Raw genomic sequence first — 12,177 nt, 5'->3', positions numbered from 1 at the left:
GGAGCAAGTTGGCCCACGAAGGGATTACGCCATGTACCGTACCGTCCGCACCGTCGCCGTCCTCCTGGCCGCCATCGGCGCCGCCGCCGTCCCGACCCAGGCGTTCGCCGACGGTCCCGAGGTGATCACCACGACCATCACCGTCATCGGCACCGGCAACCAGCTCGCCGGGGGCGACATCTTCAACACCGGCGGCGACAACGTGGTCGGCTCGTTCAACAGCAACAACATCTCCTGACCGTCTGAACCGAGCAGCACCGAGCGGTTCCGGGCAGCACCCGGACCGCCGCCGCCACCGCCCGCGCCTCCCCCCGGCGCGGGCGGTGGTGTTTTGACCGCCCTGCCGGCACCTCCTCCGACCGGGCGCACCGCGGCGCCGCCGGCCTCCGGCGGCCGGCGACCTCCTACGGGCGGTAGAGCTCCCGGGCCCGGGCGCAGTCGACGGGCCCGTCCTGGGGCAGGTGCAGGAAGTGCTCCAGCTGCCAGGTCTGCGCGCTGCCGGCCTGGCGGTTGGTGGTGGTCACCCAGGGCGGATAGACCCGGAAGGCGCGCTTCCCACCGGCGCCGTCCACCGATACGACACCGTGCCGGCGGAGCGCGTCCATCGGGAGCACGAACTGGCCGGCGTGGTGACGGTCGCGGGTGCTGATGACGAAGAGGTCGACGGGGTCGGTGGTGTCGAACGGCCGGATGGGGCCGCCCGGGGCCCTCTTCCACACGGTGACGAACTGGCCGACCTTGGTGGGGGTCGTCCTGGCCGCGCGGAACCGGACGGAGAGCCCGTCAAGGGTGAAGGCGTGCGCGGCGTACTCGGCACTCTCGGCTTCGGGGACCGGCCGCGTACAGGCGAACCCGCAGGGGTCGTAGACGAGCTCCTTCGCCGCGCGGAGATCGCTGTGGACCGGAGCGGCGTCCGACCACGGTTCCCGGCGGACGGGGTGGAGGTCGGGCGGGTGCTCGTCGTTCGTGGTCATTGGTTCACCCTGTCACAGCAGCCCGGCCGGTCATCGACCGTACGGGGCGCCCGGTCCGGTCGACGGGGCGCAGCTCTCGTCGCGGTGTGCCGAGCGCGGCGGCGGGCCGGGGGACACCGGAGCGCCGGCGGCGGAGCGGCCGCTCAGGTCTCGCGCTGCGGGTGGTACTCCGCCTCGGGTATGCCGAAGGTCCAAGCCACCCCGGCCCGGGCGGTGCGGGTGCTCGGCGGGACGCGCAGCCAGTAGGTGCGGAAGGTGCCGTCGGGCTCGGCGGTGGAGTTGACCACCTCGACCATCACCACCGGTTCGTCCTCCGGGAGTTGGATCCGCCAGAGCACGCCCGTCCCGTCGCGGTGCAGCGGCTCGGCGCCGGAGTCCGCCAGATAGCGCTCGTAACCGTAGTGCTCCAGCAGGACGCGGCGCAGCTCGGCGTTCTCCTCCGTGCGGATCCGCTCGACGGTGACCGCACCGAGGCCGGACAGGAAGTCGGCCGGGACGGGCATGCCGCGCCAGGCGTGCAGGGCGAAGCCGTCGGCGTACTCCAGGGCCGGACCGTCGGCCCGGTCGAGCCGGCCCGCCTCGTCACGGTGCAGCGCGACCGGCCGCTCGCTGACCAGTGCCACGCCCTCGTACGGCCACCACCAGCCGGCACCGCGCGCGACCTCGGCGAGCGCCTCGACCCCGGCCCGGTCGGCCCGGTCGGTCCGGTCGGCCGACGTTCCGGCGAGCACGCCCGCCGCCTCGAAGGCGGCGAACCACGGGGCGTCGTGCTGGCCCCGGACGGCGTCCAGCAGGGCGAGCCGGACGGCGGTGCGGCGGGTGCGGGCGGCATCGGTCGCGGGCGGGTCGGCCTGCTCGACGTCGGGCTCGGGGGCGAGCCGGTCGAGCACCGCGTCACGGATCCGCCCGGCCAGTGCGTTGGTCACCGGGCCGAGTTCACCACCGGTCAGTGCCCAGAGCGGCGCCCACCCCGCCGCGCCGACCCGCTCCACGGCCTGCCGCCTGGCCGCCTCCCACGGCAGTGTGCGCACGGCCTCGCGGACGCTCACCGCGCCGGCGGCCCGCAACTCCAGCGCCGCCTCGGCGGCCGCCGGCGGCGAGCCGAACCACCGGACCTCGGCCGGCTCGGCCAGCCCGGCCGCCCGGTAGGCCGCACGCACCGCGTGCTCGACCGCGGCCCGGTCGGCCGGCCCGGTGGCCGCCGCGCCCGCCCGCCAGCGGGCCGTCACCTCGGCCGGTACGACCGTCTGCTCCGTCACCATCACCTGCTCCTGTCCCGGCCGGGCGCCGTGCCCGGCCGCCCGCCCCACTCGTTCCGTTCATCGCCCTCGCCCCGCGCGCCGGACGCACCACCGCCGCACCGCCGCACGGGCCGCGCCAAAACCCGTCGCCCGGCGCCGTCAGTCCGCGACGATGCGCACCGCGCCCGGCGCGTACTCGCGCTGACGCACCACCCGGTACCACCCCTTGGGCAGCGGTATCGCGGCGTGCTCCTCGTGCACCACCCGGCCGCCCTCGGGCAGGTGCAGCCAGGCGGCTCCGAACGGCCCGGCCTCCCGGCGCAACTCCCCCGGGCCGACCACGGCGTGCGCGTGGCCGGTGACCTCACCGAGCGCCAGCACCAGCCGGCCCCGGGCGTCCCTCGGCTGCGCGGCCGACGAAGCCACCCTCGCGGGCACCGCGGCCTCCGCGGTCGGCACGATCAGCACGTCACCCTGGCGGTACATCAGTCCTCCCTGACCGACCCGACGGACGTCGGAATCTCACGGTCCGAAACGTAGGGCAGGGGTCTGACAACGCGCCCGGACTCCGCCCCGACGACCGGTTTGTCGGACCCGGCTGGTAGACAGTTGTCCGGCCCCAACCCCCGGAGGAGCAGCGCATGACGGTCGGCAAGCACATCGAAGAGTTCCACGGCCTCCCGGTCCTCGACTTCGTCCAGGCCGTCGACGACGGCGCCGCCCTGCCGGACGCCGCGGCGGTCGCCTGGAAGGTCGGCATCGAGTACGACTCGCCGAAGCCGTTCGTCGAGCGCTGGCGGCAGTTCCTCGATGCGGTCGACGTCGAGCGGGTCACCGCCGTGGTGGTCGGCGAGTGGTCCTCGGACGGGCCGGAGAGCTTCGCCGAGCCGCTGGCGGCGATCCTCGCCGCGGCCGACCGGCTGCCGTCGCTGCGCGCCCTGTTCATCGGCGACATCACGTACGAGGAGAACGAGATCTCCTGGATCGACATGGTCGACGTGACGCCGGTGCTGACGACGTTCCCGCTGCTCGCCGAGCTGGTGGTGCGCGGCGCCGCGGGGAACGTGGTGGAGGGCGACGGCCTCGCCCTGCAGGCGGTGCGCCACGAGCACCTGAAGGCCTTGCGGTTCGAGTCGGGCGGCCTGCCGGCCGCGGTGCTGCGGTCGGTCGCGTCCAGCGAGTTCCCGGCGCTGGAGCGGCTGGAGTTCTGGCTGGGCGTGGAGAACTACGGCGGCGACTCCACCCTCGACGACCTGGCGCCCTTCCTGGACGGCGCCCGGTTCCCGGCGCTGCGCCACCTCGGTCTGCAGAACAGCGAGGTCCAGGACGAGATCGCGGCCGCCGTCGCGCACGCCCCGGTCGTGGCCCGGCTGGAGTCGCTCAACCTCTCGATGGGCGTGCTGACCGACCAGGGTGCCACCGCCCTGCTGGAGGGCCAGCCGCTCACCCACCTGCGGGCGCTCGACCTGCACCACCACTTCCTCACCGACGAACTCCAGCAGCGGCTCCGCGACGCCCTGCCCGGGGTGGCCGTCGACCTCTCCGAGGCCGGCAAGCCGGACGACCGGTGGCGCTACGTGGCGGTCGCCGAGTGACCGGGCGCCGCCCTTCCCCGTCGTCCACCCATCACCGTTCACCGGCAGCACAGGCAGCTCAGGGGGCCGCATGACCGTCAACAAGCACCGCCGGGAGTTCCACGGGCTCCCCGTCGTCGACTTCTCCGGGGAGGCCGACGAGGCCCGCGAGCAGCCGGCGCCGGGCGCCGTCGCCTGGCGGCTCGCGGTGCGCTACGGGTCGCGCACCGGGTTCGACGAGCTCTGGAAGGCCTTCCTCGACACGGTCGACCCGGCGGGGGTCCGGGCGCTGCTGATCGGCCCCTGGTGGACGCGGGACTACGACTCGGTGGGCGACACGCTGGCCACGATCGTCGGTGACGCCGAGCGGCTCCCCGGCCTCGAAGCGCTCTTCGTCGCCGACGTGACGTACGACGAGTGCGAGATCTCCTGGCTGGAGATGTCCGACGTCACCGCGCTGGCCACCTCCTTCCCCCGGCTCGCCGAGCTGGTGGTGCGCGGCGGCAACGGGTTGGCCCTCACGCCCTTCCGGCACGACCGGCTGAGGGTCCTGCGGTTCGAGACGGGCGGCCTGCCCGGCACGGTGGTGCGGGCCGTGACCGGCTCCGAACTGCCCGCGCTGGAGCGGCTGGAGTTCTGGCTCGGAGCGGACGAGTACGGCGGCGACTCGACCATCGACGACCTGGCGCCCGTCCTCGACGGCAGCCGCCTCCCGGCCCTGCGCCACCTCGCGCTGGCGAACAGCGAGTACCAGGACGAGATCGCCGCCGCCGTCGCGCACGCCCCGGTCGTGGCCCGGCTGGAGTCGCTCGACCTCTCGATGGGCGTGCTCTCCGACGAGGGCGCCGCCGCTCTGCTGGAGGGCCAGCCGCTCACCCACCTGCGGGCGCTCGACCTGCACCACCACTTCCTCACCGAGGAACTCCAGCAGCGGCTCCGCGACGCCCTGCCCGGGGTGGCCGTCGACCTCTCCGAGGCCGGCCGGTCGGACGATCCCGAGGACCGCTACGTCGCGGTCGCCGAGTAGCCGGGCGCGATTCGGATGAGCTCCCCGCAGACGACCACGCCCCGGGCGGCCACGCCCCGGGCGGTGCCGCCGCAGCCGGCCCTGGCGCGGCCCGCCCCGCCGCAGCCGGTCGGTGACGCGCGGCCCGCGCAGTTGACGGTCCTCGGCAACCCGGGCCACCGGCGGGTGGCACTGTTCGCCGCCGCCGCCCGGGCGGCCGGCCTGCCCGAGCCCGCCGTCCTGCCCTGGATCGACGTCCTGCGCGGCGGCTTCGTCCTGCCCGGGGGCGGCCTCCTGCGGATCGAGTCGCCCGGTGAGGACCCGGCCGTGGACGAGCTGCTGCGCGGCCCGGCCCTCGGCCCCTCGTACGCGCCGACCAGGGTGGAGGGCGGCGCGGCCTGGTACGCGGGGGTCATGGCCGCCCTGCGCACGGTGGCACGGGTGCCGGGGGTGCGGCTGCTCGGCGATCCGGAGGAGATCGCCGTGATGTTCGACAAGCGGCGGGCGCACGCCCTGCTCGCGGGCGCCGGGGTGCCGGTGCCCCGCGCGCTCGCCGGCGCCGACGTCGCCGGCTGGGAGGACCTCCGGGAGCGGCTCCGGGCGCCCGAGCTGCGGCGGGTCTTCGTCAAACCCGCGCACGGCTCCTCCGCCTCCGGTGTGGTGGCGCTGGAGTTCGGCCCGCGCGGTCAGGTACTGGCCACCACCTCGGTCGAGCTGGCGGGCGGGCAACTCCACAATTCACTGAAGGTCCGGCGCTACCGGGACGAGCGGCAGGCAGCCGAGCTGGTCGACCGCCTCGCACCGGACGGGCTGCACGTCGAGCAGTGGATCCCGAAGGCCTCGCAGTCGGGCCGCTCGGCGGACCTCCGGATCGTGGTGATCGCCGGGCGGGCCACCCACGCGGTGGTGCGCACCAGCACCCAGCCGATGACCAACCTCCACCTCGGCGGCGCCCGCGGCAGCCTGGCCCTGGCCCAGGAGGCCGCCGGCCCCGCCTGGCCGGCCCTGCTGGAGACGGCGGAGCGGGCGGCCGCCTGCTTCCCCGGCTCACCGATGGTCGGCGTCGACGTGCTGCCCGCCGCCGGCTGGCGCCGCGCGCTGGTCGGCGAGGTGAACGCCTTCGGCGACCTCCTGCCGAACCTCACCGGCCTGCCCGGTGGCCCGGCCGAGGGCCTGGACACCTACGCCGCCCAGATCTCCGCACTCCACCGGCCGGGCCGCAGGCCCGGACCGACGAACCACGCACCGATGGAACCGACGCGATGAACCGCCAGCACCACCACCCGACCCGGTCGGCGACCACCGAAGCCGCACCCGCACCCGCACCCGCACCCGCACCCGCACCCGACATGAACGCCGTCGTGGGCACCCACGACCTGCTCCTCGTCACCCTGGACACACTGCGTTTCGACGTGGCCGAGGAGCTGGCCGCGGCCGGGCGGATCCCGAACCTCGCCGCCGTCCTCCCCGGCGGCCGCTGGGAGCGCCGACACTCCCCGGGCAGCTTCACCTACGCCGCGCACCAGGCGATCCTGGCCGGCTTCCTGCCCACCCCCGCCGCCCCGGGCGGTCCGCACCCGCGCCTGTTCGCCGCCCGCTTCGCCGGGTCGGAGAGCACCGCGACGCGCACCTGGGTGTTCGACGCGCCCGACCTGCCGAGCGCGCTCGCCGCACACGGGTACCGGACGGTCTGCATCGGCGGCGTCGGCTTCTTCAACAAGCAGGGCCCGCTCGGCTCGGTCCTGCCCGGGCTCTTCCAGGAGAGCCACTGGGCGGCGGAGATGGGCGTGCCGTCCCCCACCTCCTTCGAGGCGCAGGTGGCCCGGGCCGAGCAGGTCGCCGCCGCGCAGCCGGCCGGTCAACCCCTCTTCCTGTTCCTCAACGTCTCGGCGCTGCACCAGCCCAACTGGTTCCACCTGCCCGGCGGCACGCGCGAGGACGGGGACTCCCGGGAGAGCCACGCCGCCGCCCTGGAGTACGTGGACGCGCACATCGGCCGGCTCTTCGCGGCGATGAGCGCCCGCCGGCCGTGCTTCGCGATCGTCTGCTCCGACCACGGCACGGCCTACGGCGAGGACGGCTACACCGGCCACCGGATCGGCCACGAGGTGGTCTGGACGGTGCCGTACGCGCACTTCACCCTGCCCGCCCACCCGGCGCCCGCGCCCCTCACGGCCGCGCCCCCGACGTCCGACCGCACGCCGTCCGACCGACCGACGGCCACCGCCGAGGAGACCGCATGACCACGGCACCGGCCCCGCCGACCGAGTCGCCCTACCAGTCGTACGTCTACGCCTACCCGCACAAGACCGCCTACCGGCCGCTGCCGGAGCGCCCGGCGCTGCGCGAGCTGTGGGCCGGTGAGCCGCAGCACGCGCTCTCGCTCTACCTGCACATCCCGTTCTGCGAGGTCCGCTGCGGCTTCTGCAACCTGTTCACCCGGATCGGCAGCCCCGAGGGCCTGACCACCGCCTACCTGGACGCGCTGGACCGCCAGGCCGCCACCGTCCGCGAAGCCCTGGACGACGGCGCCCGGTTCGCCCTGGCGGCGTTCGGCGGCGGCACGCCCACCTACCTCACCGCCGGCGAGCTGGAGCGGCTCTGCGACATAGCCGAGCGGCGGATGGGCGCCGACCTGCGGGCGGTCCCGCTCTCCGTGGAGGCCTCCCCCGCCACCGCCACCGCCGACCGGCTGGAGGTGCTGGCCGCGCGCGGTGCCACCCGGCTGAGCCTGGGCGTGCAGTCCTTCGTGGACGAGGAGGCCCGCTCCGCCGTCCGCCCGCAGAAGCGCGCCGAGGTCGAGGCCGCCCTGGGGCGGATCCGCGCCGCCGGCTTCCCCGTCCTCAACATCGACCTCATCTACGGCATCGACGGCCAGAGCGAGGCCGGCTGGCTGCGCTCGCTGGACGCCGCACTGGCCTGGCAGCCCGAGGAGCTGTACCTCTACCCCCTGTACGTCCGGCCGCTGACCGGCCTCGCCCGGCGCGGCGAGCAGGAGGGGCCGGCCGCCTGGGACGCCCGCCGGCTCGCCCTCTACCGGACCGGTCGCGACCACCTGCTCGGCCACGGCTACCAGCAGGTGTCGATGCGGATGTTCCGCCGCACCGCCTCCCCGCAGGCCGGGAGCAGCGAGTACGCCTGCCAGACCGACGGCATGGTCGGCCTCGGCTGCGGGGCCCGTTCCTACACCTCCCGGCTGCACTACTCCTTCGACTACGCGGTGAACGCCACCGAGGTGCGCGGCATCATCGACGACTACGTCGCCACCACCGACTTCCGGCACGCCGAGGTCGGCCGGTCCATTACCCCCGAGGAGGCCCGTCGGCGCCACCTCGTCCAGTCGCTGCTCCAGGCGGAGGGCATGCCGCTGGCGGAGTACCGTGCCCGGTTCGCCAGCACCCCGGCGGAGGACTTCCCGGCCGAGCTGGCCGCGTTCGAGGCCCGGGGCTGGCTCGCGCGGGACGAGTCGCGCCTGGTGCTCTCGCCGGAGGGGCTGGCGCACTCGGACGCGGCCGGTCCGATGCTGTTCTCACCCGAAGTCCACCGGCTGATGGCCGAGTACGAGGCGAAATGACCTTCCTCGGCATGCCCGCGCCCCGACCGGCCACCGGCGCCGCCCGGCCCGGTCCGGACTCCGGTCCCGCGCCCACGCCCGCGTCCGCACCCGCGCCCGCCTCGCCGCCCGGGCCGGACGGCGGGCTCGACCTGACCCTGCTCTACCGGGGCCCGTTGTCCTCCTGCGACTACGACTGCCCGTACTGTCCGTTCGCCAAGCGGCGTGACACGCCCGAGCAGTTGCGGGCCGACCGCGCCGCGCTGGAGCGCTTCACCGCCTGGGCCGGCGGGCGGGCGGGGACGGGCGACACGCTGTCCGTGCTCTTCACGCCCTGGGGCGAGGGTCTGGTGCGGTCCTGGTACCGGCGGGCACTGGTCGGGCTGAGCCGGCTGCCGCACGTGCGACGGGTGGCGATCCAGACCAACCTCAGCTGCCGCACGGACTGGCTGGCCGAGGCCGACCTCGACACCCTGGCGCTCTGGGTGACCTACCACCCCGGCCAGGTCGGCCACGAGCGCTTCCTCGCCAAGTGCCGTGACCTCGACGCGCTCGGTGTGCGGTACAGCGTCGGCGTGGTCGGCCGGCCCGAGCACCTCACGGAGGCCCGCCGGCTCCGCGCCGCGCTGGATCCCGCCGTCTACCTGTGGATCAACGCCGCCGAGGGCCTCTCCTACACCGACGCCGAGGCCGCCGACTGGACGGCGCTGGACCGGCACTTCGGCTACAGCCGGCACGCCCACCCGAGCGCCGGCCGGCCCTGCCGGACCGGTGACTCCGTGGTCTCCGTGGACGGCGACGGCACCGTCCGCCGCTGCCACTTCGTCCGGGACGAGCTCGGCAACCTCTACGACGGCTCGTACCGGCCGCAACTGCGTGCCCGGTCCTGCCCGTTGCCGGTCTGCGACTGCCACATCGGCTATGTGCACCTGGAGACACTGCCGCTCTACGAGGTCTTCGCCGGGGGCGTCCTGGAGCGCGTGCCGCACGACCGGTGACACGGCGTGCACGGTGGCGGCAGCGCCTCGGCGTGGCAGTCGGCCACCTGCCGTGCACAGCGCGCTCCGGACGCCGCGAGCCCTGGGCAGATGGGCGTCGGCGTACCTAGCCTGGAGGGAGGAGGCGATGGCAATGCTTGGAGACGCACCACTGGTGGCCATCATCCCGGCAGCCGATCTGGCCCGGGCGAAGCGCTTCTACACCGACACCCTCGGCCTGAAGCTCACCGACGAGAACACGCAGGACGTCAGCTTCGAATGCGGCGGCACGGAGTTCGGCATGTACGAGACGCCGAGTGCCGGGCAGTCCGCGCACACGCTCGCCAGCTTCAAGGTCACCGACCTGGACGGCGAGATGGCGACGTTGCGGGGCCGCGGGGTCACGTTCGAGGAGTACGACCTGCCGGGCCTGAAGACGGTCGACGGCGTCGCCGAGGCCGAGGGCATGCGCGCGGCCTGGTTCAAGGACAGCGAAGGGAACATTCTCTGCGTGAACGAGCGGACCGCCTGAACGGGCGGAGACCGCGTGACCGGGCGCACCGCCTGACCGGGCGCACCGCCGGGTAGCGCCTGCCCGACCCGACCGGCGCAGCCCCGACTGACCGGGGCAACGGGGGCCGGCGTCCCGTCGTGACGCATCAAGGTGTCGTCCGGCCCCTCGGGCCGGACGACACCCGCGCGGGGCGGGCCCGTCAGTCCTCGCTGCCGTCCGCCAGGACCGCCGAGTCCAGCGCGCCCGTGACCCGGTTGAGCAGGACGCGCAGGGCGGCGAGGTCCTCGACCGGCAGACCGGTGGCGGTGAGCAGCCTGCGCGGCACCTGCCCGGCACGGTCGCGCAGGTCGCGCCCGGCGTCGGTGAGGCTGACGGTGACGGAGCGCTCGTCCTCGGGGCTGCGCTCACGGCGGACCAGGCCGGCCGCCTCCAGCCGCTTGAGCAACGGGGAGAGCGTGCCGGAGTCCAGTCGCAGGTGCTCGCCGATCCGCTTCACGGGCAGCTCGCCGTGCTCCCAGAGCACCAGCATGACCAGGTACTGGGGGTAGGTGAGCCCGAGGTCCTTGAGCAGGACGCGGTACACGCCGCCGAAGGCGCGCGAGGCGGCGTTCAGCGAGAAGCAGATCTGCTGGTCGAGGCGGAGCAGGTCCTCGTCGCGGAGCGGCTGCTCACCCTGGAACCGCTCCGCGTCCGTGGGTCCGGGGTGAGCGGCGTCGCGGGGGGCGGCGTCGACGGAAGCGGTCTCGGGGAGCGTGGCCATGCCCCCATGGTACCGATCGCTCGCGCCATTCAGTTGTGCGCAATTGAATTGCGTGCTCTACTTGTCTCCGGAAGGCGGCCCCACCGGCCGCCGGGGACAGAAGCACCACAGACGCAGGACGGAAGGGACCGGACCCATGGACGCGCTCTACACCGCAGTGGCCACCGCGAACGGGCGAGAGGGCCGCGCTGTCAGCTCCGACGGACAGCTGGACCTGGCCCTGGCGATGCCGCCCGCCCTCGGCGGCAGCGGCCAGGGCACCAACCCCGAGCAGCTGTTCGCGGCCGGCTACGCGGCCTGCTTCGCGAGCGCCCTGAGCCTGGTCGGCCGGCAGGCCCGCGTCGACACCAGCGAGGTCTCGGTGACGGCCGAGGTCTCGATCGGCAAGGACGGCGCCGGCTTCGGCCTCGCGGTGGTCCTGCGGGTCGAGCTGCCGGACGCGCTCGCCGGCGAGGGCGGCGAGCTGCTCGTCAAGCAGGCGCACGAGGTCTGCCCCTACTCCCGGGCCACCCGGGGCAACATCCCGGTGGAGCTCGTCGTCGAGTAGCAGCCCCGCCTCCCGGCACGCACTGGGCCCGCCGCGCGACCGCGCGGCGGGCCCAGTGCCGTCATCCGCCGCCGGGCGGCTCCCCCGCGCCACCCTCACCCGCACCGCTCGCGGCACCCCCACCCGGACCGCCCGCGGACCGGAGGACCTCCAACCGCCGGCGGTACTCGTCCGTGTCGATCTCGCCGCGCGCGAAGCGTTCGGCGAGCAGGTGCTCCGCCGTCGGCGCCACCGCCCGACGCGGCGGCCCGGCCTCGGCACCCGGCCCCCACGATCCCGGCGGTACCGGTCGCGCGTTCCGCGAGGTCCGCGAGAGATGGCGGACCAGGGCGACGGCCGCCAGGACCAGCACCACCAGAACCAGCAGCATCAGGAGCGCCAGCAGGCCGAAGCCCCAGCCGCCCAGCAGGTGGCCGTGCCCGTGGCGCGGACCGTTCCAGTGCCCCATCACGGCCTCCTCCTCCGGCCCCGCAGGGCCCATCGAGGTGATCGGCGCCTCACCACCATCGTGCGCCCGCAGGCACTCCGGCGGACCTGAGGATTGTCTGAGAAACCACTCGTGGCACGTCGACCGGGCCGGTCGGGGTAGCGTTGCGGCCCATGGACCACCACCCGCCGGCCGACGACCGCGAGCGGCTCGTCGCGGCCGGGGTGCTCCGCCGCTACGAGGACCGACGGCTGCATCCGGCCCTGCGCCACTCGCCGATCTTCTACGTCTCCACCCGGCTCTGGGAGGAGCTCACCGCGCTGGCCATCGCACCGGACGCGGCCGCCGCGACCGCGCACGCGCTGCTGGCCGCCATCGCCGCCGACGCGGTCGACGCCGCACTCGCCCCCGGCAACGAACGCGCCCCGCGCGACGACCTGTACGTCACCCACCCCGCCTACATCGGCCCGTACCGCCGGGTGGTCTGGTTCCAGCGCACCGGCCCGCGCGGCCTGGTCACCGCGATGTTCCCGCCGGAGCACTGACCGGGAACGGCGAGCCGCCCGCCGGCAGGCCCCCGGCCCGCCGGGCTCCTCGCCGGAGT

General features: G+C 74.9%; 15 protein-coding genes. 10 read left to right on the top strand and 5 right to left on the bottom strand.

The features are described 5' to 3' along the window. Window positions 1–31: 31 nt before the first annotated feature. Window positions 32–238 carry a hypothetical protein gene (locus ACWDRR_RS25655; protein WP_449774565.1) on the top strand — a complete coding sequence of 69 codons (207 nt, stop codon included), beginning with the start codon at window positions 32–34 and terminating at the stop codon, window positions 236–238. Between the two features lie 166 nt (window positions 239–404). Here ACWDRR_RS25655 and ACWDRR_RS25650 read toward each other — a convergent pair whose 3' ends face one another. The 3 genes from ACWDRR_RS25650 to ACWDRR_RS25640 form a co-directional block, all read right to left on the bottom strand. After that, window positions 405–974, bottom strand: coding sequence for a MepB family protein (locus tag ACWDRR_RS25650; RefSeq protein WP_449774564.1), 570 nt, complete (start codon window positions 972–974; stop codon window positions 405–407). Window positions 975–1,117: 143 nt separating this feature from the next. Further along, a complete protein-coding gene (locus ACWDRR_RS25645) occupies window positions 1,118–2,236 on the bottom strand; it encodes a DUF6745 domain-containing protein (RefSeq protein WP_449774563.1) in 1,119 nt (372 codons plus the stop codon). A gap of 138 nt (window positions 2,237–2,374) precedes the next feature. Then, window positions 2,375–2,701, bottom strand: a complete 327-nt coding sequence (locus ACWDRR_RS25640) for a hypothetical protein (RefSeq protein ID WP_449774562.1) — start codon at window positions 2,699–2,701, stop codon at window positions 2,375–2,377. 155 nt (window positions 2,702–2,856) lie between these two features. On the opposite strand from ACWDRR_RS25640, the gene ACWDRR_RS25635 reads away from it, so the two are divergent. The 7 genes from ACWDRR_RS25635 to ACWDRR_RS25605 all read left to right on the top strand — a co-directional run bounded on the left by ACWDRR_RS25635 (window position 2,857) and on the right by ACWDRR_RS25605 (window position 9,857). Further along, complete coding sequence (locus ACWDRR_RS25635; protein ID WP_449774561.1) at window positions 2,857–3,810, top strand: STM4015 family protein; 954 nt, start codon at window positions 2,857–2,859, stop codon at window positions 3,808–3,810. A gap of 70 nt (window positions 3,811–3,880) precedes the next feature. Further along, the gene (locus tag ACWDRR_RS25630; RefSeq protein WP_449774560.1) at window positions 3,881–4,816 is read left to right on the top strand and encodes an STM4015 family protein; all 936 of its coding nucleotides are present in this window, start codon (window positions 3,881–3,883) and stop codon (window positions 4,814–4,816) included. A gap of 15 nt (window positions 4,817–4,831) precedes the next feature. Continuing rightward, on the top strand, window positions 4,832–6,061 hold the full coding sequence (locus ACWDRR_RS25625; RefSeq protein ID WP_449774559.1) for an STM4014 family protein: 1,230 nt from the start codon (window positions 4,832–4,834) through the stop codon (window positions 6,059–6,061). A gap of 83 nt (window positions 6,062–6,144) precedes the next feature. Then, the gene (locus ACWDRR_RS25620) at window positions 6,145–7,038 is read left to right on the top strand and encodes an STM4013/SEN3800 family hydrolase (protein ID WP_449774593.1); all 894 of its coding nucleotides are present in this window, start codon (window positions 6,145–6,147) and stop codon (window positions 7,036–7,038) included. Beyond that, window positions 7,035–8,369 (top strand): STM4012 family radical SAM protein, encoded by a 1,335-nt coding sequence (locus ACWDRR_RS25615; RefSeq protein ID WP_449774558.1) that lies wholly within the window; start codon window positions 7,035–7,037, stop codon window positions 8,367–8,369. Before ACWDRR_RS25620 ends, ACWDRR_RS25615 begins: the two co-directional genes overlap by 4 nt. 11 nt (window positions 8,370–8,380) lie before the next feature. Beyond that, window positions 8,381–9,346: an STM4011 family radical SAM protein gene (locus ACWDRR_RS25610; protein WP_449774557.1), complete on the top strand. Its 966-nt coding sequence runs from the start codon at window positions 8,381–8,383 to the stop codon at window positions 9,344–9,346. Window positions 9,347–9,473: 127 nt separating this feature from the next. Then, window positions 9,474–9,857 (top strand): VOC family protein, encoded by a 384-nt coding sequence (locus ACWDRR_RS25605; RefSeq protein ID WP_449774556.1) that lies wholly within the window; start codon window positions 9,474–9,476, stop codon window positions 9,855–9,857. Window positions 9,858–10,038: 181 nt separating this feature from the next. On the opposite strand, the gene ACWDRR_RS25600 is transcribed toward ACWDRR_RS25605, so the two are convergent. Then, complete coding sequence (locus ACWDRR_RS25600) at window positions 10,039–10,599, bottom strand: MarR family winged helix-turn-helix transcriptional regulator (RefSeq protein ID WP_449774555.1); 561 nt, start codon at window positions 10,597–10,599, stop codon at window positions 10,039–10,041. Window positions 10,600–10,735: 136 nt separating this feature from the next. On the opposite strand from ACWDRR_RS25600, the gene ACWDRR_RS25595 reads away from it, so the two are divergent. Further along, the gene (locus ACWDRR_RS25595) at window positions 10,736–11,146 is read left to right on the top strand and encodes an organic hydroperoxide resistance protein (RefSeq protein ID WP_449774554.1); all 411 of its coding nucleotides are present in this window, start codon (window positions 10,736–10,738) and stop codon (window positions 11,144–11,146) included. Window positions 11,147–11,207: 61 nt separating this feature from the next. Here ACWDRR_RS25595 and ACWDRR_RS25590 read toward each other — a convergent pair whose 3' ends face one another. Next, complete coding sequence (locus ACWDRR_RS25590; protein WP_449774553.1) at window positions 11,208–11,594, bottom strand: hypothetical protein; 387 nt, start codon at window positions 11,592–11,594, stop codon at window positions 11,208–11,210. A gap of 152 nt (window positions 11,595–11,746) precedes the next feature. Between ACWDRR_RS25590 and ACWDRR_RS25585 the strand changes: the two genes are divergently transcribed. After that, complete coding sequence (locus ACWDRR_RS25585) at window positions 11,747–12,118, top strand: hypothetical protein (RefSeq protein WP_449774552.1); 372 nt, start codon at window positions 11,747–11,749, stop codon at window positions 12,116–12,118. The last annotated feature ends 59 nt before the right edge of the window (window positions 12,119–12,177 follow it).

Source organism: Kitasatospora sp. NPDC003701, assembly GCF_053587085.1.
Note: the sequence above shows the minus strand (reverse complement) of the source record. Positions and strands in the feature narration are given on the sequence as shown.

What these genes read in the sequence shown, in the direction of transcription:
- ACWDRR_RS25655 (WP_449774565.1), top strand. Translation starts at nt 32, where the DNA reads ATGTACCGTACCGTCCGCACCGTCGCCGTCCTCCTGGCCGCCATCGGC.
- ACWDRR_RS25650 (WP_449774564.1), bottom strand. Translation starts at nt 974, where the DNA reads ATGACCACGAACGACGAGCACCCGCCCGACCTCCACCCCGTCCGCCGG.
- ACWDRR_RS25645 (WP_449774563.1), bottom strand. Translation starts at nt 2,236, where the DNA reads ATGGTGACGGAGCAGACGGTCGTACCGGCCGAGGTGACGGCCCGCTGG.
- ACWDRR_RS25640 (WP_449774562.1), bottom strand. Translation starts at nt 2,701, where the DNA reads ATGTACCGCCAGGGTGACGTGCTGATCGTGCCGACCGCGGAGGCCGCG.
- ACWDRR_RS25635 (WP_449774561.1), top strand. Translation starts at nt 2,857, where the DNA reads ATGACGGTCGGCAAGCACATCGAAGAGTTCCACGGCCTCCCGGTCCTC.
- ACWDRR_RS25630 (WP_449774560.1), top strand. Translation starts at nt 3,881, where the DNA reads ATGACCGTCAACAAGCACCGCCGGGAGTTCCACGGGCTCCCCGTCGTC.
- ACWDRR_RS25625 (WP_449774559.1), top strand. Translation starts at nt 4,832, where the DNA reads ATGAGCTCCCCGCAGACGACCACGCCCCGGGCGGCCACGCCCCGGGCG.
- ACWDRR_RS25620 (WP_449774593.1), top strand. Translation starts at nt 6,145, where the DNA reads ATGAACGCCGTCGTGGGCACCCACGACCTGCTCCTCGTCACCCTGGAC.
- ACWDRR_RS25615 (WP_449774558.1), top strand. Translation starts at nt 7,035, where the DNA reads ATGACCACGGCACCGGCCCCGCCGACCGAGTCGCCCTACCAGTCGTAC.
- ACWDRR_RS25610 (WP_449774557.1), top strand. Translation starts at nt 8,381, where the DNA reads ATGCCCGCGCCCCGACCGGCCACCGGCGCCGCCCGGCCCGGTCCGGAC.
- ACWDRR_RS25605 (WP_449774556.1), top strand. Translation starts at nt 9,474, where the DNA reads ATGGCAATGCTTGGAGACGCACCACTGGTGGCCATCATCCCGGCAGCC.
- ACWDRR_RS25600 (WP_449774555.1), bottom strand. Translation starts at nt 10,599, where the DNA reads ATGGCCACGCTCCCCGAGACCGCTTCCGTCGACGCCGCCCCCCGCGAC.
- ACWDRR_RS25595 (WP_449774554.1), top strand. Translation starts at nt 10,736, where the DNA reads ATGGACGCGCTCTACACCGCAGTGGCCACCGCGAACGGGCGAGAGGGC.
- ACWDRR_RS25590 (WP_449774553.1), bottom strand. Translation starts at nt 11,594, where the DNA reads ATGGGGCACTGGAACGGTCCGCGCCACGGGCACGGCCACCTGCTGGGC.
- ACWDRR_RS25585 (WP_449774552.1), top strand. Translation starts at nt 11,747, where the DNA reads ATGGACCACCACCCGCCGGCCGACGACCGCGAGCGGCTCGTCGCGGCC.